19 protein-coding genes are annotated in these 19415 nt (G+C 49.0%); 2 read left to right on the forward strand and 17 right to left on the reverse strand.

Annotation, left to right across the window (positions count from 1 at the left end; translation table 11 throughout):
• The first annotated feature begins 44 nt into the window (after window positions 1-44).
• Together ftsH and folP are read left to right on the forward strand one after the other, a co-directional pair.
• Window positions 45-1940 carry an ATP-dependent zinc metalloprotease FtsH gene (gene ftsH / locus BM091_RS01270; protein ID WP_093393508.1) on the forward strand — a complete coding sequence of 632 codons (1896 nt, stop codon included), beginning with the start codon at window positions 45-47 and terminating at the stop codon, window positions 1938-1940.
• Complete coding sequence (gene folP, locus BM091_RS01275; protein ID WP_093392856.1) at window positions 1930-2805, forward strand: dihydropteroate synthase; 876 nt, start codon at window positions 1930-1932, stop codon at window positions 2803-2805. Before ftsH ends, folP begins: the two co-directional genes overlap by 11 nt.
• A 42-nt stretch (window positions 2806-2847) precedes the next feature.
• Here the strand turns inward: folP and BM091_RS01280 are convergent, their stop codons facing one another.
• The 17 genes from BM091_RS01280 to BM091_RS01360 all read right to left on the reverse strand — a co-directional run bounded on the left by BM091_RS01280 (window position 2848) and on the right by BM091_RS01360 (window position 19275).
• Window positions 2848-3111 carry an alanine-zipper protein gene (locus BM091_RS01280; protein WP_093392857.1) on the reverse strand — a complete coding sequence of 88 codons (264 nt, stop codon included), beginning with the start codon at window positions 3109-3111 and terminating at the stop codon, window positions 2848-2850.
• Between the two features lie 63 nt (window positions 3112-3174).
• Window positions 3175-4098 (reverse strand): L,D-transpeptidase family protein, encoded by a 924-nt coding sequence (locus BM091_RS01285; RefSeq protein ID WP_093392859.1) that lies wholly within the window; start codon window positions 4096-4098, stop codon window positions 3175-3177.
• 36 nt (window positions 4099-4134) lie between these two features.
• Complete coding sequence (locus BM091_RS01290) at window positions 4135-5163, reverse strand: inorganic phosphate transporter (RefSeq protein WP_093392861.1); 1029 nt, start codon at window positions 5161-5163, stop codon at window positions 4135-4137.
• 19 nt (window positions 5164-5182) lie between these two features.
• Window positions 5183-5809, reverse strand: a complete 627-nt coding sequence (locus BM091_RS01295) for a TIGR00153 family protein (RefSeq protein WP_177193472.1) — start codon at window positions 5807-5809, stop codon at window positions 5183-5185.
• Window positions 5810-5813: 4 nt separating this feature from the next.
• Entirely contained in the window at window positions 5814-6209 is a 396-nt protein-coding gene (locus BM091_RS01300) for a CBS domain-containing protein (RefSeq protein WP_093392865.1), read from the reverse strand.
• Window positions 6210-6301: 92 nt separating this feature from the next.
• Entirely contained in the window at window positions 6302-7567 is a 1266-nt protein-coding gene (gene cbiE / locus BM091_RS01305; RefSeq protein WP_093392867.1) for a precorrin-6y C5,15-methyltransferase (decarboxylating) subunit CbiE, read from the reverse strand.
• Window positions 7567-8748 carry a cobalt-precorrin-5B (C(1))-methyltransferase CbiD gene (cbiD, locus tag BM091_RS01310; RefSeq protein WP_093392869.1) on the reverse strand — a complete coding sequence of 394 codons (1182 nt, stop codon included), beginning with the start codon at window positions 8746-8748 and terminating at the stop codon, window positions 7567-7569. Before cbiD ends, cbiE begins: the two co-directional genes overlap by 1 nt.
• Before the next feature lie 22 nt (window positions 8749-8770).
• Complete coding sequence (locus BM091_RS01315) at window positions 8771-10477, reverse strand: glutamine--tRNA ligase/YqeY domain fusion protein (RefSeq protein WP_093392871.1); 1707 nt, start codon at window positions 10475-10477, stop codon at window positions 8771-8773.
• A 5-nt stretch (window positions 10478-10482) separates the two neighbouring features.
• Complete coding sequence (locus BM091_RS01320; protein ID WP_093392873.1) at window positions 10483-11550, reverse strand: hypothetical protein; 1068 nt, start codon at window positions 11548-11550, stop codon at window positions 10483-10485.
• Window positions 11551-11642: 92 nt separating this feature from the next.
• A complete protein-coding gene (locus BM091_RS01325; protein WP_093392874.1) occupies window positions 11643-13592 on the reverse strand; it encodes a methyl-accepting chemotaxis protein in 1950 nt (649 codons plus the stop codon).
• A gap of 71 nt (window positions 13593-13663) precedes the next feature.
• Window positions 13664-14206 (reverse strand): flavodoxin family protein, encoded by a 543-nt coding sequence (locus BM091_RS01330; protein WP_093392876.1) that lies wholly within the window; start codon window positions 14204-14206, stop codon window positions 13664-13666.
• Between the two features lie 67 nt (window positions 14207-14273).
• Window positions 14274-15473: a tetratricopeptide repeat protein gene (locus tag BM091_RS01335; RefSeq protein WP_093392878.1), complete on the reverse strand. Its 1200-nt coding sequence runs from the start codon at window positions 15471-15473 to the stop codon at window positions 14274-14276.
• A gap of 8 nt (window positions 15474-15481) precedes the next feature.
• On the reverse strand, window positions 15482-16204 hold the full coding sequence (locus BM091_RS01340; RefSeq protein WP_093392880.1) for an energy transducer TonB: 723 nt from the start codon (window positions 16202-16204) through the stop codon (window positions 15482-15484).
• Complete coding sequence (locus tag BM091_RS01345) at window positions 16191-16622, reverse strand: ExbD/TolR family protein (RefSeq protein ID WP_093392882.1); 432 nt, start codon at window positions 16620-16622, stop codon at window positions 16191-16193. Before BM091_RS01345 ends, BM091_RS01340 begins: the two co-directional genes overlap by 14 nt.
• Before the next feature lie 3 nt (window positions 16623-16625).
• The gene (locus BM091_RS01350; RefSeq protein ID WP_177193473.1) at window positions 16626-17045 is read right to left on the reverse strand and encodes a MotA/TolQ/ExbB proton channel family protein; all 420 of its coding nucleotides are present in this window, start codon (window positions 17043-17045) and stop codon (window positions 16626-16628) included.
• Window positions 17033-18493 carry a MotA/TolQ/ExbB proton channel family protein gene (locus tag BM091_RS14025; RefSeq protein ID WP_093392886.1) on the reverse strand — a complete coding sequence of 487 codons (1461 nt, stop codon included), beginning with the start codon at window positions 18491-18493 and terminating at the stop codon, window positions 17033-17035. Before BM091_RS14025 ends, BM091_RS01350 begins: the two co-directional genes overlap by 13 nt.
• Window positions 18490-19275, reverse strand: a complete 786-nt coding sequence (locus BM091_RS01360) for a DUF3450 domain-containing protein (RefSeq protein ID WP_177193474.1) — start codon at window positions 19273-19275, stop codon at window positions 18490-18492. The genes BM091_RS14025 and BM091_RS01360 overlap by 4 nt, the downstream gene beginning before the upstream one ends.
• Window positions 19276-19415 lie beyond the last annotated feature (140 nt).

The following is a 19415-nucleotide window of genomic DNA, read 5'->3' on the forward strand; positions in this document are numbered from 1 at the left end:
AGAAAGGTAAAGAAATTTTTTCATGGTAGGGAGGCATGGAGAAGTTGAATCCTTTTTACAAGAATCTGGCCCTGTGGCTTGCCATAACCCTGATGGTTATATTTCTTTTTAACGTGGTAAACAAGCCGCAGGAACAATCCTTTGAGATTGCATACAGTAGTTTTCTGGATTCGGTCGAGAAAGGCAGAGTCGTACAGGTAACGATCCAGGATAATACGATAAGAGGGATTTTCATTGACGGTAAGCCTTTCCGTACCTACGCTCCCGAGGATCCTAACCTTATAAGCCTGCTTCGTCGTTATTCCGTGGAAATATCGGCAAAACCGAAGGACGAGTCGCCCTGGTACATGACCGTTCTAGTAAGCTGGCTACCGATGATTGTTCTTATCGGAATATGGATTTTCTTCATGAGACAGATGCAGGTAGGCGGGGGTAAGGCCATGAGTTTCGGCCGCAGTCGGGCCCGTCTTCTTAACGAAAGCATGAAGCGTGTTACCTTCGAAGATGTTGCGGGAGTCGATGAGGCTAAGGAGGAGCTTCGCGAGATTGTTGAATTTCTGAAAGATCCGAGAAAGTTCACAAGGCTCGGCGGTCGCATTCCAAAGGGAGTGCTCCTCGTAGGCGCCCCCGGAACCGGAAAAACCCTCCTCGCCAGGGCGATCGCAGGAGAAGCGGGAGTTCCCTTTTTCAGCATAAGCGGTTCCGATTTTGTGGAGATGTTCGTAGGAGTGGGGGCAGCAAGGGTGCGAGACCTCTTTCAGCAGGGAAAGAAGCATGCTCCCTGTATAATCTTCATAGATGAGATTGACGCCGTAGGACGGCATAGGGGCGCAGGCCTTGGCGGCGGTCATGACGAAAGAGAACAGACTCTCAACCAGCTTCTCGTCGAAATGGACGGCTTCGAGTCAAACGAAGGGGTTATACTGATAGCGGCAACGAACCGTCCTGACGTACTGGATCCTGCTCTCCTTCGGCCCGGTCGCTTTGACAGACAGGTTGTCGTACCGGTGCCCGATATACGGGGACGGGAAAGTATTCTGAAAGTTCACCTGCGGAATAAGCCCCTGGCCCCGGACGTGGATGTAAAGGTTCTTGCCAAAGGAACGCCGGGTTTTTCAGGAGCTGATCTCGAAAACCTGGTAAATGAAGCGGCTCTTCTGGCAGCCCGGAAAAACAAAGACAGGATAGACATGGAAGATTTTGAAGAGGCAAAAGACAAGGTTCTTATGGGGCTTGAAAGAAAGAGCGTTGTTCTTTCGGAGGAAGAAAAGAAAATTACCGCATACCACGAAGCCGGTCATGCTCTGGTGGCCTATCTTCTCCCCAACACGGACCCCGTCCACAAGGTTACCATTATCCCCCGTGGCCGGGCATTGGGCTTAACGCAACAGTTACCTGAAGGAGATCGCCACACCTATACCAAAGAGTATCTGATGGACACCCTCTGTACCCTCATGGGAGGACGTGTGGCCGAGGAAATGGTTCTCAACAAGAAAACTACCGGGGCAGCCAACGACATCGAACGGGCTACCGAAATCGCAAGGCGTATGGTATGCGAATGGGGCATGAGCGACAGGCTGGGACCGCTGGCTTTCGGCAAGCGTGAGGAGCAAATCTTCCTCGGCCGTGAGATCACGAGACATCAGGATTACAGCGAAAGTACCGCCGTTGAGATTGATCGTGAAGTTCGAGGAATCGTCGAAGGCTGTTACGAGAGGGCTAAGGCTTTACTCAGTGAACATATTGAGATCCTTCATGCAATTGCCCGGGAGCTTTTAGAAAAAGAAACCCTCACAAGGCGTGACATAGACCGCATCGTTGAATCTTTCCGTCCTGATCTGGTCAGGCAGGATCGTGGAGAAGAAGACGGAAAAACGGCCGACGAACAGGCAGAAGTCAAAGTAGAAGAAGAGATAAAAGAGGAAACCGATGTTACGTGAAAGGCCCCGTTATACTCTGAACCTGCCGAAAAATCGCCGTATGGAACTGGGTCCCCGCACGCTTGTAATGGGAATCCTCAATGTAACACCCGATTCCTTTTCCGATGGAGGTCTCTTTCTCGATCCCGACAAGGCCGTCAGGCACGCAAGAGAGATGATTGAAGCCGGCGCAGATATTCTTGACATCGGCGGAGAATCCACCAGGCCCTTTTCCGACCCGGTGCCTCTGGAAGAAGAACTGCGCCGCACGATTCCGGTAATCAGAGCAATCAGAGAATTTACAGACATTCCCATTTCCATAGACACGACCAAGGCTGAAGTTGCCCGTCAGGCTCTGGATGCAGGGGCCGATATAATAAACGACGTGAGCGCTCTAAGATTCGATCCGGAAATGGCGGAGGTTGCAGCCGAGCGTAATGTTCCCGTGATACTTATGCACATGCTGGGCACGCCGAAAACCATGCAGGAAAATCCTACCTACAGGTCTGTGGTTTCGGAAATCATAGCCTTCCTCGATTCCCGAATTGAGTACGCCATATCTAAAGGAATAAAGTTCGAAAATATTATAGTCGATCCGGGCATAGGCTTCGGAAAAACAGTAAATCACAACCTTCAGATAATCCGCAACCTCGATGCTTTCCACAGCCTTGAAAGACCTATTCTTCTCGGGGCTTCAAGAAAACGATTTATTGGGGCAATTCTCGGCACACCACCTGAGGATCGGGAAACGGGTCTCGCAGCGGTTAACACTTACGCAATCACCTCCGGAGTACACATCCTGAGGGTTCACGACGTGAGGTTTCACCTTCAGGTCGTTCGGATGACAGAAAGTATTATGATGGGTTACGCAGACAGCGACAAATAAAAAAAGCGGGGCGAAGCCCCGCTTTTACTGTTTTGGATTTTTTTACTTCTTCATATGCTTCATAAAAATGCTCTCACACTTGTTTGCCATTGCCTCTGCCCGATCAGCAGCCTGTTCGGCTCTCTGAGCAGCAGCTTCGGCAGCTTGAGCGCTGCTCACACATTGTTGCTGTGCATTCTGAGCTTCCTGCAAAGCCTGCTGGGTCTGAGCCTGCAACTCTTTAACCTCTTTTGTGCTTGCACAACCGCCGATAAAGGACAGACCAAACGCAACCACCATGCACAACACCAACCATCTTCTTAACATACCTCTTTCCTCCCTTACCACCCTGTTGGTTAATCAAACAAACTACAAACGCTGAGCTAAATGCTAATATGCCCCTTTTAAGGCGTCAAGGGATTTCAGCGGGGATCCGGTTACATCAAAGGGTAATCCGTTTTTCAGTTTTACTGCCAGATAGTAGCGGGCTTCATTTACATTATCCCGACCGAAGGGGCATTGTTTCAGCTTTTCATAAGCGTAAGACAGAAAATCCGGTATTCGCTTATAAACATCGGGGTGCACTTCGACGAAGATTCTCCCATTTCGAGTTCCCCACTTTATAGGTTCGTATATTATATCCACTCTGGTCCCTGTCTTAACCTGCGGAAATAGCACTTCAATATGTTCGGGATAGGTTCGAATACAACCGTGGCTTACCAGCCGCCCAACCCCCCAGGGCATGTTGGTTCCGTGAATACCATAAGACGTACCGGCCAGTTTCATCATGTAGTCGCCAAGGGGGTTATCCGGACCGGGAGGGATCATGGACCTGCCGTACTTTTCCCTGAGCGATGGCGGTATATACCAGGTCGGCTTAACCCTTTTTTCCCCAATCCGGTAAGTGCCCACAGGCGTTTCCCAGCCTTCATCTCCAATCCCCACGGGATAAGTCTGAACGGTCCCATCCCTTGAAGAAAAAAAATACAAGCGGAGTTCGGGAATGTTTAAGACTATTCCGTCGTTTCTCAGGGGCGGTAATATCCACATAGTGGGAACCATCAGCTTCTTCCCGATCGGCGGAATCCATGGATCCATAGAAGGATAAATCAGTTGAAGCTCGTTGAAACCAAGCCCATAGGCCCTGGCAATATCCAGCAACGTTTCACCTTTTTTAGTTACATGATAGACGATGTTCCCCACCACGGTAAAAGTCCTGTCATCGTATCGGTACTTTTTCAGCTCCCCGGCCACCCCACTACAGGAGATAAGAAATAAAAAAAAGAAAACAGAGAGGACAACAAAAGACCTCATAGAGCAAACTCCCCTTACACCATCCAAATCAGGCCGTTACCATAGCATCGGGATCCCTTCAACAAGATCAGCCATATTTTCCAGAACATCCAGCAACAATTCCAGAACATTCCCTATAACTTCATACCAAGCTACGCCGAGCCCTAGGGCAAAAAGCCAGGCGAGAAACCCGGAAACTACCGGCGTGCTTATCCAGCCGTAGCCTATTTTTCTCAGTATTCTCACGTTTAACGTACGATGATCTCTTACAATCCCGATCCCGATGACGGCGCCGACAATCGCCTGCGAAGACGATACGGGCACTCCTATTTGAGTAAATATGTGAAGGGTCAAAGCCTCGGACAAGACCGAAATAAGGGCTGCAAAAGGATCCAGAGGGATTATACCTTTGCCGACGGTCATCATGGTTCTCTTGCTGAAAGTGAGGACACCAAGGGCAATACTTACTCCTCCCACTACTGTTGCCTGCACAGGCGAAAGCAAATGGGCGATAACATAAGGCCCTGTGACGTTTGCAACGTTATTGGCACCAAGCGCATAGGCTCCGTAACATCCCGTGAGCATAACACCCCAGAAATACAGAGCATTGAGAGCCGGCACAGATCGCATCTTTTCTACAAGGGCACGCCTTAACAAAGCATGGAGAATGACAGAGAAAAAACAGGCTCCAAAAGGGGTTGCCACCCAGCAAATTATTATCTTGAGTAAAGCGGAAAAATCCGACTCTCCCCTGTATAATGCAAAGCCCATTATGGCACCAACAATGGCCTGCGAACTCGACGCGGGAATGGCATATAAAGTCAGAAGTGTCATGGTTAGAGCTGCCGCCAAGATACAAAAAAAGGACTGTACAGGCGAAAGGGTACTCAGTCCCGATAAGGTTTCCAAACATTTGCCGCCTTCTATAAGAGCACCCAACAGTACGAAAAAGGCGGTTATCACGATGGCAGTGCGATACTTTATGAGGCCGCTGGCAACTCCTGTCCCAAATATATTGGCCGAGTCGTTAGCACCAAGGCTCCAACCCATCAACAGGCCGCCGCTCAAGTACAGGTACTCCAGCATCAACCCCATCCACAACGACCTATGCAAGGCTCAGGCGGATCAGGGAAAGGACATCCGCCGCATCTTCAAGATAATCGCTCACGGTTGATAGAGATTCGAGAAATTCCGAAAGCCACCGACCATCCCAGAAGTTATCCACCTTCACATACTTTGATTCCGATTTAATGAGATGATCGAGATCGTCTATCCTTTTTTCGTAAACGCGAATTGCCAGGACCTTTTCTCTAAGGTCTTCCCCTTTTCTGAAGGCCTGAAAGGTCAGATCCAGAAGCTCGGCCATACGGGTATTCATCTCGGAAATACTCACAATGTTATCGAAAAGCTCCGGGGGGATTTTTATGAGTTCCATATATCGGGCGACATCTTCAAGTTTATCAACTGCTTCATCCACTATCTCAGTGAATCGATAAATATGGGGCCTTAAATAGGGAATGAAGGCTCCTTCAAAAAGCTTAGCAAATACGGTTCTTCTTATCTCGTCGGCCTGGCGCTCCAGATCTTCTACCGCCTCTACAAGCGTTCTGTTACCAACACGGATAAGCTCATCAACCATCTTGCAGGTCTTTATCAGAAGTCCGAGATGCTCCTGGATATTTTCGAGCACGACCTCTTCACGCTGTTCCCTGGTAAAAATTCTTTTAAACATGACATCACCCGCCGAGAGCCCTTTCGACAAGGGCAGCATGCATAACATCCATGAGCGCAACAACCCCGATTATCCTTTCACCGTCACAGACGAAAACCCGAGCGATGTTAAGTTCTTTCATGATGTTTACGACTTTGTGAATGTCTTCGTCCTTGGACACACATATCACCGGGAAACAGGCGACCTCGGCCACGGTAACCTTTCTGGGGTCCCGTCCCTCACTCAGGACTTTAAAAACAATATCCCGTGCCGTGATAACCCCTTTGGGTTTGTCTTCCCCCTGCCAAAGTACGATAAGAGATCTTATTCGACGTTCCACCAGTTTTTCCATGGCGTCGTAAATGCTGGCGTTTGCGTCAATCCATTCAATTTTTCTGGTCATAAAGTCGGAGACCTTCATTCCTCCCTCCCCATACCGGAAACTTCAAAACTACGGATGGCTAAAATAGCAAGCTTTGTGAATATGTGTAAAACACAAATCTGGAGATATTTTCACATTTTGAAGGGATTAAAACCAGGGTGAGGAAAGCCTAATCGGACTATCCAGACGGGATTAAGACTTTCGAAACGGTAAGATTCAGCAACAGGAACTGCGCGGGATACATTTACTTGAAAGGCTTCAAAGCTGTGACCTCGTTCTCTCGCGTACCTTTCAAGGGAGTGTAGCGTACCGAAGGTCACACACGTCAAAACAACGGGAACCAGCCCGGAACACCTTGCCTCTATTGCCTGAAGCAAAGCCTCCACCCAACCGCCCGTTCCACCTATGAACACCCGATCGGGCCTGGGAAGATCCCGAACCAGTTCAACAGCATTACCCTGAACACAGAAAATCTCGCCACAACCCCACTTTTTCGTGTTCTTCACAAGATCCTGATAGCGCGTCGGATCCTTTTCAACGGCAAAGGCCATGCGGAGAGGCGTCATCGAGCAGGCTTCAATGCATACCGAACCGCTTCCTGCTCCGAGATCCCACAAAATCTGCCCGGGCTTAAGACAGAGGGCCCCGAGAACGAATGTTCTGACCTCACGTTTTGTAATTAAACCTCTCTGATGAAGGTACAGTTCGTCATCCCGAAAGCCGGGACACTTCTGAAATGCATCATCGGGAAACAGGGCAACGATGTTCGGATCCTCCCAATGTTCCTCCGCAACCTGATCCGCACTCCCCCACATAATTCGCTCCTTTTCCGTCCCCAGAAGCTCCCCCACCACAAAAGTAACCCTCGAAAAACCGTACTCTACAACCAGACGGGCAATAAAAGCAGGGTTGCGCTTTTCATCGGTAAAAAGCACAACCGATTTGCCATTCCGGAGCCAGAAAAAAAATTCCCGATTATCTCTTCCATGAAGGCTGAAAAAACGAACGTCATCCCAGGGCTTGCAAATCTTCGAAAAAAAATATTGAACCACGGAAATATTGGGAAGAATCAGCAGATTTTCGCTACCAACATGCTTTGCAAACGTTGCTCCTATTCCGAAAAAAAGCGGATCTCCCGATGCGAGAACGATAACCCGTTTTCTGGAGGAAAGTTCAATAACCCTGCGGACGATTGCTTCGACGGGAGATTTAATAAAAATTACTTCTTTATGTGTCAGATGGGGAGAACCCGCAAGGCTTTCTGCGGTCACAACCACTTCAGCTCTGGCCAACCAATCCGAATAAAGAATTCCAAAACTTTCAAACCCAATTCCAACACCCGCTACCACTATCAAAGGAGGATTCCATGATTCCGGCCTTATGTCCGAGGAACCCATTATTCGACCCTTCGCAACAAAACACTTCCGTCGTAATCAAAAAGAATCAGCCCCAGGGACTTTATTTTTGGAGCAAAGGCTCGTGAATGCTCCAGAGCCCGATGGGCTATCCATTCTATAATGTCTTTTCTTCCATTTTCCTTTAAAATATCAAGTACCTGTCGGGCTGTGTTCGCAGAAGCTATCTGACAGGCAAGGGGCTCGGCGAGCCGACGTCCAAATTTTCTCAGAAATTCATCAAAATCAAGGCTGGAAAAATGCGCATGGGTATAGCCAAATCCCATGGCCATTTTCATAAGCTTTCCGAAGAAAACAGAATGTATCACCCCGGAAAACCCCAATTCTTCAGCTTTTTTCAGGGAAAACTGATAAAAATCGGCTATTTGAACAAAGGCCGCATCCGGTAGTTCGGGCAAATGTTTCCGGGCGAATTTTTCGCTTTTACCACCCGTACTGAGCACTGTTACGTCCAGGCCGTTCGTTCGGGCAAACTTGAGAGATGCCTCTATCGTTTCCCGATAGGCTTCGTGAGAGTAAGGGATAACCAGACCGGTTGTGCCCAATATTGATAATCCGCCCTCAATACCCAGTCTCGGATTTAGAGTCCTTCTCGCAAGAACTTCGCCACCGGGAACGGATACCGTTACGGACAGGCTAAAGGGGAGAAAGCTCAGACGCGAAAAAGGAATAAAAACACCATTTTCGAAAACTTCACCGTTTTTGCCCGAAAGGTCTGCCAGCATCCCGAGCCGTGCAGCATCCAGCCCCAGAAAGAAACTTTCTATATTGTCCCTCAACATCTGACGCGGTACGGGATTAACAGCCGGCTCACCAATTCTGACCGGAAGCCCATCACGGGTTACAACCCCCACCCCTGAACCGGCTTTAAGATACACACCCGCACTATTTGTCCTGCGCGGAAACAACTTCAGCTCAACACTGAAGATAGCTCCATGAGTTACATCAGGATCATCGCCTCCATCCTTTTTAACCTCTGCAACGGCCAGACCCAGGGATAGGTCCAGGTGAGCAGGGGTAACGCTGACGGGAAAATAGATGCCACAGGGCAGAAAAACCGCAACCGGAAAGCTTCCTACCCCGCCGCCCTGTACCAGCACCCTCAATGCACCAACGGCGGCGGCCGTCACGGCCGTTCCAGAACTGAACCCCTTTCTCAACAACTTAGTGTCTCTAAGACCTTCTTTAACTCCCCTCGTTTTCTAACTTCTCCTTTATCTTAGACCAGGTATCCTTGAGCGTCACTATGCGATTAAAGACCATCCTTTCTTCCCTTGAGTCGGGATCCACACAGAAATACCCCACCCGTTCGAACTGGTAACGGCTTTCCGGAGGAGCCCCCCTCAGTCCCGGTTCTGCATAGCAGGGATAAAGTACTTTCAACGAATCAGGATTGATGTACTTTCGAAAATCGTCATCCTCCTCCAAATTAACCATGTCGGCTTTTGTAAAAAGATGCTCATACAAACGCACCTCAACGGGAACTGCGTGACGAACGCTTACCCAATGAATGGTACCCTTTACCTTCCTCCCATCGGGGCTCCACCCTCCCCGTGTTTCCGGATCGTAAGTACAAAGCACTTCAACGACTTCGCCTGTAGCAGGATCCTTCTTCACATCCACACACCGGACATAGTAGCCGTAACGCAACCTTACCTCAGCCCCGGGGGCGAGCCGATAATACTTTTTGGGAGGATTTTCCATAAAATCGTCTTTTTCTATGTAGAGCTCCCTGGAAAAGGGAACCATCCTGGTTCCCATGGCCGGGTCTTCCGGATTGTTTACGGCTTCGAGATATTCTTCCTTATCCTCTGGATAATTGATTATCGTTAGCTTAAGAGGATTTATAACAACCATTGCCCTGGGAGCGCGTTTATTCAGGTCTTCTCTTACACAATGCTCGAGCAAGGCTATATCTACAAGGCTGTTACGCTTGGCCACACCAATGCGCTCACAAAAATCTCTTATAGCCTCAGGAGTATAACCCCGGCGCCGCAGCCCTCTTATCGTGGGCATTCTCGGATCATCCCAGCCAGAAACATAGCCCTCTTTTACGAGAATTGAGAGGTATCTTTTGCTGAGAACCGTGTAGGTCAGATTCAGCCTGGCGAATTCTATCTGCCTCGGATGATAAACCCCCAGTTCATCCAGGAACCAATCGTAAAGAGGTCGATGATCTTCAAACTCGAGCGTGCAGATGGAGTGAGTTATCCCTTCGATGGAGTCGGAAAGACAGTGAGTAAAATCGTAAGTGGGATAGATGCACCAGTCCGTACCTCTGCGATAATGAGGAGTGTACTTAATGCGATACATCACAGGATCTCGCATGTTGAGATTGGGATGAGCCATATCTATCTTGGCCCTCAGAACATGACTTCCTTCGGGAAACTCGCCTCGCTTCATTCTTTCAAAAAGCTCAAGATTTTCTTCAACACTTCTGTTTCGGTAGGGGCTTTCCTTACCGGGTTCGGTCAAAGTCCCCCTGTATTCTCTTATTTCTTCCGGGCTAAGGCTATCCACATAAGCCTTGCCTTTTTTTATAAGTTCAACGGCGTACTCATAGAGTCTTTCAAAATAGTCAGAGGCGAAATACATTCGATCTTCCCAGTCGAAGCCAAGCCAGCGAACGTCTTCCTGGATGGCCTTAACGTATTCTTCGCTTTCCGTTTCGGGATTTGTGTCGTCGAATCTCAGGTTGCATTTCCCACCGTATTCTTCGGCAAGCCCGAAATTAAGACATATCGACTTGGCATGCCCTATGTGGAGATAACCGTTTGGCTCAGGAGGAAACCTGGTATGAACCCTGTTGCCGAATTTTCCAGTTTTGAGATCTTCATCGATTATATCCTTTATAAAGTTAGGCGGAGGAGTAAACCTGCGATTTTTCGTCATCTCCATCACTCCCGAGTGTCTTCACTCTTTTTCTGAGGAATGAGAAAATCTTCAAGGTCAGGGGGCAGTCCCGACACAAGACTTACGATGGCAAGATCCTCTCCCACAAGTCTTTCAACCTGCACCATCCCCTTTGGATCTCCTGGAATCCAGCCGGCCGGAGTTCCGGTCGGAGCTTTAACCAGCCTTCCGCTTCGAATTACATTCAGAATATCACCCTCGTGAAGCCCCGAAAGAGCACCGGCGCTTATGAACCATCTTCCATCTCCCTCTTCGGAAAAAGCACGGCAGTACCAGGGCATTATGTTCTTCTTTTCCATGGCAATATCGACGATCTTTGCCGCAAGAAGTCTCAGGAACTCATTCACTTCTGCCTGACTTTTAACGGGCATCGTCATTTCAAGGATGGGATAGCGGTACGAAAGCCCCGTATCAACAATGCTTACCCTGGCAACGGAGTTTGCAGGGAAGGTTTCAGGCAGGTCAAGAACCTCTACAATGTTCAGCATTCTAACGCCGGGATAAATCCCGACAATCCGGGAAATACAGGCAAGATCACGGCGCTCAAGGCAATCCGTCTTTGACAATACTTCTCTTATATCCCGATCGCCGATGAAAATAGCCCCACGATTTTCCGTTTCTTCATCGGCGACCCTTAAAAAGCTCTCCGCCGCAGGAGCCTTCACCCGATCTCTATCGACAAGAAAACCGACCTTGGTAGCGAAAATGTCCTGCTCCGCCCTCAACCGCCTTTTAAAAACGGCCTCCTCAAGCCTCGCCAGCCGCTCCTCCTGATCTCGAACGGCACGGGCTTTATCGCCCGCATCGGCAAATATCCTGATGAGGTTGGTTGATTCCTTCTCAGGGTCCCTTTTCAAAAAATAATCTCCCGAAAGAAGGAAAGGCTGGTCAATCATGATTCGTCTTACCTGAGCGCTGGAGAAGGTATATCCTTCCGGGGGTTTTTCACTGGTGATATCGGGAAGTTTGCCCGAACCGCAGGCCGAAAACACCGTCAACAGGAAAATCCCCATAGAATAAATAAGGCCTCTTCTTATTGCACCGTCCGTCATACCAGTACCTCTCAGCTACAACTCATTTTATCCTTCTGACTATATCCAAAACTCCTTTCTACCACAACGCGCACACCACCGCACAAGCGAAATCATGCATCCTGCCCGCCGTTACCCGGTAGCATCAGCCCGCCGTTCTTACGCCCCCGAAGCTCTCTCCGTTCCTCAACTTCGCTTACGATTTCGGCGAGCTTCTCATCTCCCTTTTCCATTCTCCTCGGTGCTCCGCCATTCCCAGTTCCCACAAATTCAAGAAGCTCTTTCACGTAGGCTCTCAGTTGTTCAGCCTGAGCATTTAGTTCTTCTGCAACCGAGGCGGATTCTTCTGCCGTGGCGGCATTGTTCTGAACCGCTCTGTCCATTTCCGCAACAGCCCTGTTGACCTGTTCAATTCCTTCCTTTTGTTCCTGCGATGCCAGAGCTATGTTTTCAAGAAGCTTTGAAACTTCCGCTATCTTTTCCACAAATTTTTCAAAGACTTCCCTGGTTTTACTGCCAATAGCCATACCCTGACGGACACGATTTACGGCGGCCTCGATAAGATCAGAGGTATTCTTCGCAGCCTCACCCGATCTCATTGCAAGCGACCTTACCTCTTCAGCTACAACGGCAAACCCGGCACCGGCCTCTCCCGCTCTTGCCGCCTCCACTGCAGCGTTCAGGGCTAGGAGATTGGTTTGAAAGGCTATTTCGTCTATTGTTTTTATAATCTTGGACATTTCCTCACTCGCCACATTCATCTCCGAGAGGGCCTCAATCAGGCTCTTTATCGAGTCCTCTGCTTCCCTGGCAATTGACGAGGCTTCTTTCATGTGCCCGTCGGCTGTTGCAACATCTTGAGCATTTCGCTCAGCCATTGAGGCCATCTGTTCAAGAGCAGAGGAAGTCTCTTCCAGAGCCGATGCCTGTTCCGAAGTCATCTCTGCGATTCGCTGGCTGGAAGAAGACACCTGAGCCGAAGCCGAAGCAACGAGCTCCGAACCGTCCTGAATCCCTTTGCTTATTCTTCTGACGAGTCTTGTCGTCGAAACGGCTATGTAGGAACCCAACAGCAGGGCAAGGGCTACTCCGACCACAACCGCAAGTCCGATAATCACCCTTGAGGAAGAAGTACTTTTCTCTATCTCGCTCCTCTGTGCCTCTACAATTGCGTTCACCTTATCGGTCATCTCTGCCAGAAGACTCTGAACAATTTTCTGCTTATCCCTCAGATCATTCATGCCCAGTTTTACCATGTCAGAGTACAGCCCGTTACTTTTTGATATAATGTTTATTATCTGCTCGAAATAGCCGAATGTTTCATCTGCGGCAGGCTTCAAATCCAGACGGTATATCATATTGGCCCGAGGAAGATCTCTCTCCGCAACGGTCTCCTTTATTCTCCTTACCGCATTATGAAAAGCTTCATGAGATTGCGTGATTTTTTCGATAATTGCCGCCAGATCCGGATTTGAAGTCGAAAACCCTTCGAGCCACCTTCCAAACTCACACTTTGATGCATCATCTCCACCCTCAAATTCCTCTTTCCATGCAAGAAGATTTGCCACGTTAAGCATGGTTCTGTAATGGAGCCCTCGAAAATACTCTATATTGCGGTAAAGCGCCTGAGGATTCACAATTCCCGTTAATTCCATTTCTTTTGAAATCGAAACGAAACGCTCCGTTGTTTTAATGTAATCAGAAAAGGCAGAGCTAAATTTTTCGAGCAGTTCTTCCTGTCCGGTCAAATGCTCTTCCACCAGTTTTTTGTATTCGTTCAGCGCATTAAGGGCTTCTTTCTTTTCTCTTTCCAGGTGCCCGTACTGAGTTTTTCTTTCTTCCAAGCTCAAAAGAGGATTCATAAGAGTTCTCGTTGCAACCCGGAGGGTTTCCACATCTTCCCTTATTTCACCGATCAACCTCAGAGACGGAATTATTACCTGCTCCATTTGGTTAATATTGCCGACGAACCTGTTTCCCATAAGCCATCCCGAAGCCCCTACCAAAACCGTTATTAAGGAAACACCGACAAAACCGGCAATTAACTTCGTCCCGAACCTCATAAAGCTCTACCTCCTTTCAGGGTTAAAAGGTTAACGGAGGGGAATACCGGGACGCCCACAGGGGTAACCCCTCAACCTACACAGGAAATTATACCCTTTACTCTTTCCGCGACCTCCTTCAGATCATGCTCATCGGGACGCTCTCTGATGTCACCTAGCCTGCCGGAAACGGAGAAATCGGACAGCCTGCGAGGCTTATAGGATCCCACAACAGCCCATTCCGCAATAATCACATAACCCAGATGATCAAACAACTGACCCATATATTTGAGTCCGGGAATTGCTTCGTTAATGCCCGTGTGAGCCCCTCCGTAAGTACAGTATATTACAGCCCATTTACCCGGCCTTCTGGGAGACGACGCCTTTATTTCACCGGCATCCACATACTTTCTCCGAAGCTTTATAAATAGATCAACGACAGGTTTTCCCGGAAGCCATTCGTAAATTCCCGAACCGGCAAATACCAGATCGTAATCGAGTATGTCTATTTCAAGATCGGCGGAGATTTTCATCGTATCTATACCGTACCCCAGATGTGATACCGTATCGGTAATCGTTTCCGCCACCTTTGCCGTATTTCCCGTCGAAGAAAAATACAGATTTAGAATTCGCATACTACCCCCCCTTCCAGCATTACACATCTTTTCGTCACGCCTGTTTTTTACGGTTTAAACCTATTAATCACTTTTTAACAAAGATGGAAAGAGCGGATTGAAGTTCCATCAGGCCGGCACAAAAACTTCCTGAACCACCGTATTGCGGCGGATTTTCGATAGAGCATTTACCGGCACCGGTAGAAATAATTTTTTCTGCCTCAGCAAGCTTCCCGTCGTGAATATAGCAGACCGCCAGAAGCATTACGGCTTCCAGGCCTCCCGAATCGTTCTGAACAAGACCGCTCAAAACCTCCGAAGCCGCCTTGAAACGCCTGAGCCGCATCAAAATTCGAGCCTTCTCGATCAGAAAATCTACTTTCTTTGTCCCGGCGTATGCAAGGTCGCACAGATAAAGGGCCTTTTCAACCTCACCCACAGACAGGAGGCTCACAATCTCTCTTTTGTAATCTTCATCGGATCTTCCGGAATAACCTTCTCCGGAATCAAGCCGCCACCACAGGCCGAGAGATCTGTAAATCTCCCGGAGCCCTGCTTCGTAAGACCCTGCGTTTTTCCCGGCTATTTTTCTAAGAATTTCAAGCGCCGAAGCGACACCGGCCGGGTTACCCTGGTTCTGAGACACATAGGCAAGGACAGACCACAAATCGGGATCAAGAGGATTGCGATCGATTAGCAGTAAAGTCGCCTTCTCAGCCTCTCGCCACATACCGAGGTCAAGGGTAGCATTAAGGTAAAGCCTCAGCCAGTCGGAGGATGCCCGGGATGGGTTTTTCGTGATTCTAGAAAACAGCTCCAGGACCCTTTCAGGCATCCCCGCATCGGCGTAACTCGTCGCGGCGGCAAAGAGCATATCGGATCTGAGAGATGGATCTTTCGTAAGAAATGCGCACTTTTCAAAGAGGCCTGCGGCTTCTCTCATTCTGCCCAGCTTCCGTGCCGACTGAGCCTTCCCCTGACACAAGGCAAAATTCCGGGCATTGCTACTAAAACCCCTTTTATAGATTTCATAGGCTTTTGAAAAGTTGCCACACAGAAAGTGGGCATTGCCGAGTTCAAGTAAAACCTCGGCACTTTCACTACCGGACGCTCTCATGTGCTCTTCCAAAACGGATATAGCTCTTTGACATTTTCCAGTTTTCATCAACCCCTGAGCCTTAACGATAACGCTCGCATCATCGGCAGCTTCCGAAAAACCTCCAGGATCCACGACCATGAAAAGTACGGTCGAAACCAGGCAGACCAGCGTTTTAACGGAATGCAGCATTAAGCGGCTTACTCCTTCAGTCTGAACTTTACGGGAAGAACCACCAGGGTTTTAACGGTTTCTCCTTTGTACCTACCCGGCAAAAATCTCCATTTTTTCAGGGCTTCAATCACACTTTTTTCAAAATAACCCTCCGGGTTTGCCGAAATTATCCTGATATCTTCAATAGAACCGTCTCTTCCAACCACGAACCTTACCACAACCTCACCTTCTATCATCAACCGCCTGGCCCTAAGCGGATAAACGGGCTTAACACTGTGCAAAACCCTAGGAGGTTCATCCACCTCTGCCACTCCATAAGTCTTCAACCCTCCGGGTATTCCCGGTCTGGCCCTGTTTCCCGAAGGAGCCGAGGGAACTGTGCGGGAAGTCTTAACGGGGTTTGTATGCACGACCCTGGCGTGTACGACACGGGTACGGGGCTTTCGCAGGCTAATATCCGGAGGGGTCACAACAGAGGCCGCCACATTTTCCATCGGAGGCGGAGGTTCCATAAAAAAAATCTCTTCAGGAATCTTTGTCTGGGGGGGCGGTTCGCTCTCGATTATTTCTTCCGGTTCCACGACGGACCTTATGGTTTGAAAGTCCATTCCATAGGGAGAATATTCAATACCTATCGGATTCGGGGTCGTGAAAAGAAACGTATCGTTTTTTCCCATCCGGGAAAGCAAAAGAAAAAGACAGAGAGTGCATAAAAAGCCGGCAATGTAGTGGCGTTTACCCACCTCCATCACTTCCCGCCTTCCTCGCCGCAACGCTCAGGTTTTTCGCCCCGGCAGCCCTGCATTCGTCCAGCACGCGAATAAGCACATCGGTCTTTGCATTTCTGTCACAAACGACGACAACACCGGCGTCGGGATTTTCGCGAAGCACCTTTGACACGTAAGTTCTGATCATGGGAATCTCGATCCGACGGCCTTCAACAAAGATTTCTCCCTTTTCGGTAACGCCGATGATGAAACTCAGTTTTTCAAGCGGCTCCGCCGTCTTAGCCCGCGGCCTTTCCACAACGACACCGCTCTCTCTGGTAAAAGAAGTCGTGACCAGGAAAAAAATTAGAAGAATAAAAACCATGTCCATAAGAGGAGCCAGATTGATTTCCACTCCGCCACGGCGCTGAAAACGCTTTCTCCTGAGAACGTGACTCATGATTCACCATTTCCTTCTGATTCTTTCACGACTCTGTTCAAAAATGTGGGCTCCCAGCATCGCCGGAACCGCAATAGTAAGCCCCGTCTGGGTGGTGATAAGAGCTTCAGATATTGCAGAAGCAAGATTTCTGGGATTCATACCCATCCAGGAAGAAAGAACCCTGAACGCCGAAATCATCCCGGAGACCGTTCCCAGAAGCCCGATGAGCGGAGCCACCACGGCAAGGACTACAAGGGTATTACTTGCTCTTTCCAATTGTTCAAAAGTACCGACAGACACTGCATCCGACCTTTTCCGAGCTTTAGGAAATACAGAAGCCACAAAAACCGCCCAGGTCCATACAGAACAAACGAACAGAGCTATCATCCAGGGGCCGCCCTGTTGAAAGTAGGAAACCAGAGAATTGACTATTTCGCCCATGACCCTTTCTCCCTTTGTTCCCATTCCGTAAGAATCCCGCAAACCTGAGAACTTTTTTCCTCTGCCTCCGTCGTCAATCTGTCTGCCCATCTCTCCAGGAAATGATGGGCTACTATGACGGGAACGGCGATCATCAGGCCAAATTGCGTCGTTACAAGAGCTTCGGAAATACCGGCAGAAAGATACCTGGGGTTACCGGTTCCAACGACCGTTATAACCTGAAAGGTTTCGATTATTCCGCATACCGTCCCGAGAAGACCCAAAAGAGGAGCAACAGAAGCCATGGTTGTAAGTGTCGAAAGAAACCGGTTGAGGCGTCCCGTCTCTTTAAAAAGGGCTTCATCAACGATATCTTCAACTCTCGGCACTTCAGCCCTGGTCGGATTTGAGAGAAAGTAAGCTGAATACGCCGAAACTATGTTGCCGACAATCCTTGCCGCAGGAGAAAACCCTAATCCCTTACAGATCTCGTAACATCGATCCCATTTGCCCGAACGAACCGCATCCATAATACGCGTCCATGCTTCTTCGCCGAGCGGCTTTTGCTTCCGGTAAAACCAGACTCTCTCGATAAAAATGGACGCACATATGAGCGCTATAAGCAGAAGCGGCCACATAACGACCCCGCCCGACTTAAACCATTCGACGAGGCGATTGCCTGTGGCTTCGTAAACGTTCTCGTAAGCCTTTTTCCCCGTTATGTCGACCGGCACAGGACCGCCGTTTTTATCAAGAAAGTTTTTTACGGTCCGTGAGATTTCCGCCGGAAGGGGATAACCTGAAAGCAGAAAAGAATTGCCGGGACCCAGTCTGACGAGCCTGACATCGTCACTGGATAAGGCAAAAATACAGAAAGTTCCGACCCTCAAAGCCGTCACATTTCGTTCCTGACCGTCATCGCCGTAAATGGGAAGTTCGACCTTCTCTACAAGTCCCCCAAGCGTGATTTCCGTAAAGAGCGCTTCCGCCAGGGACCTGATATCTTCCATGGTTACAACGTAGTCCGGTTCATTTAATCTATCCCGCAGGTCCTTTAAACCGCCGTGATACATGACCAGAGGATTTCTGTCGAAAAGACCTGCAAAATCGTCCTGCCATGAAAGAATCTGCCTGTGTATTTCGGCCACTTCACCCTGCTGCTCCGAAAGGTCTTTACGGAATTCTTCTTCATTTTTCCGCAATGCTTCAAACTCACTCTTGAGACCCTCTACTTCACTTCTCAGAGCTCCGGCCCTTTTTTCAAGCGTCGCGATTTCTTCAAGCAGAGCACTTCGCTCCTTTTCGATCTGCCCGAAAACCCTTGAGGTCCTTTCTTCGGACAGTGTTATTTCTTTTTCAACCTCCTTTGAAAGAGTCCTCCAGGAAAGGCCTTCAGCTCTCGGAGTTCCCTGCATTACTGACAAAATAAGAAGACACAGCACGGAGAATTTCAGGGGTTGTGAGATCATCGTTCAGCCCTTTCACCGGCAACCGGAATAACTAACCAGGTATCTTCCCGGGAAGGCTCCAGGGAGTCTCCCCTCTGTACTCGATCAAAAACCTCCAGAACCCGGTCTCTTAAATCACCGGAAACAGGCTTCCATGTATGACTCACGGGATCATAAAAATTAAGAAAAGACCTATCAGGAGGCCCACAAAAAAGTGCAAGTCTGCCCACCCGCAAAAACTGCACGTACTGCTCTTTATCCCCCTCTTTGAGCATGCCGTCGTAGACTTCCACCGACCTTCCGTAAAGAGCTTCCGCAAGTAGAGTTTCAAGAACCTTTCGGGTCTTTTCCGATAGAGAAATCGAATAATCCGCAAGGGTTGCTTTGAGATCGGTCAGCCTCTTGAGCCTTTGTTCTCTGTGAAAGGGTAGGTCATTCCTTATGGCTTCATCAAGCCTATCTGTCGCATCGTAGAGAAACCTCTCAAGGTTCGAAATCAACTCCTGCGCACTTTCTCTCTGTTGCTCCAGTTTCTCAGACCTGGTCCTGGCCGTGTCCCGGTAATTCTCGTATTTCTCCTTTTCATGCTGCAGGTAGGCGATTTCCATTTTGAGCTTTACAATCTTTTGCTCCAGGGCAGCTCGCTCCTTTTCCCATTCTTCCCAGGCTCGGGCGGCATCTTTTTCATCGGATATTGCCTTGGTCAGAGCGGCATACAGTCCCGAAGGAGTCCCGGTAGAAGCACCAACATTACCTGCCGTCAGTATCGTGATCACAAAGAAAGCATTACATTTCAACCACATAGCAGCCGACCTCCATAAAATCAAAAGGCCACGCTCCCTTCCCTTTTCCGGAAAGGGCCTTCGTGGCCTTTTTCCTGTCCCCGGTTTTTCGGAACCGTTCTTCGGTTCGCCTGATGTTATTTTAGCGCATTGGTGGATGT

Origin of the sequence: Thermodesulforhabdus norvegica, assembly GCF_900114975.1 — a bacterium.
Classification (GTDB): Bacteria; Desulfobacterota; Syntrophobacteria; order Syntrophobacterales; family Thermodesulforhabdaceae; genus Thermodesulforhabdus; species Thermodesulforhabdus norvegica.

Coding starts and splice junctions, on each gene's coding strand:
- BM091_RS01290 (WP_093392861.1), bottom strand. CDS start 5,163: ATGCTGGAGTACCTGTACTTGAGCGGCGGCCTGTTGATGGGTTGGAGC.
- BM091_RS01315 (WP_093392871.1), bottom strand. CDS start 10,477: ATGACGAAAAATCGCAGGTTTACTCCTCCGCCTAACTTTATAAAGGAT.
- BM091_RS01300 (WP_093392865.1), bottom strand. CDS start 6,209: ATGAAGGTCTCCGACTTTATGACCAGAAAAATTGAATGGATTGACGCA.
- BM091_RS01335 (WP_093392878.1), bottom strand. CDS start 15,473: ATGCTGCATTCCGTTAAAACGCTGGTCTGCCTGGTTTCGACCGTACTT.
- BM091_RS01325 (WP_093392874.1), bottom strand. CDS start 13,592: ATGAGGTTCGGGACGAAGTTAATTGCCGGTTTTGTCGGTGTTTCCTTA.
- BM091_RS01350 (WP_177193473.1), bottom strand. CDS start 17,045: ATGGGCGAAATAGTCAATTCTCTGGTTTCCTACTTTCAACAGGGCGGC.
- BM091_RS14025 (WP_093392886.1), bottom strand. CDS start 18,493: ATGATCTCACAACCCCTGAAATTCTCCGTGCTGTGTCTTCTTATTTTG.
- BM091_RS01295 (WP_177193472.1), bottom strand. CDS start 5,809: ATGTTTAAAAGAATTTTTACCAGGGAACAGCGTGAAGAGGTCGTGCTC.
- BM091_RS01330 (WP_093392876.1), bottom strand. CDS start 14,206: ATGCGAATTCTAAATCTGTATTTTTCTTCGACGGGAAATACGGCAAAG.
- BM091_RS01340 (WP_093392880.1), bottom strand. CDS start 16,204: ATGGAGGTGGGTAAACGCCACTACATTGCCGGCTTTTTATGCACTCTC.
- BM091_RS01285 (WP_093392859.1), bottom strand. CDS start 4,098: ATGAGGTCTTTTGTTGTCCTCTCTGTTTTCTTTTTTTTATTTCTTATC.
- folP (WP_093392856.1), top strand. CDS start 1,930: ATGTTACGTGAAAGGCCCCGTTATACTCTGAACCTGCCGAAAAATCGC.
- BM091_RS01345 (WP_093392882.1), bottom strand. CDS start 16,622: ATGAGTCACGTTCTCAGGAGAAAGCGTTTTCAGCGCCGTGGCGGAGTG.
- cbiE (WP_093392867.1), bottom strand. CDS start 7,567: ATGGGTTCCTCGGACATAAGGCCGGAATCATGGAATCCTCCTTTGATA.
- BM091_RS01280 (WP_093392857.1), bottom strand. CDS start 3,111: ATGTTAAGAAGATGGTTGGTGTTGTGCATGGTGGTTGCGTTTGGTCTG.
- BM091_RS01360 (WP_177193474.1), bottom strand. CDS start 19,275: ATGTGGTTGAAATGTAATGCTTTCTTTGTGATCACGATACTGACGGCA.
- BM091_RS01320 (WP_093392873.1), bottom strand. CDS start 11,550: ATGACGGACGGTGCAATAAGAAGAGGCCTTATTTATTCTATGGGGATT.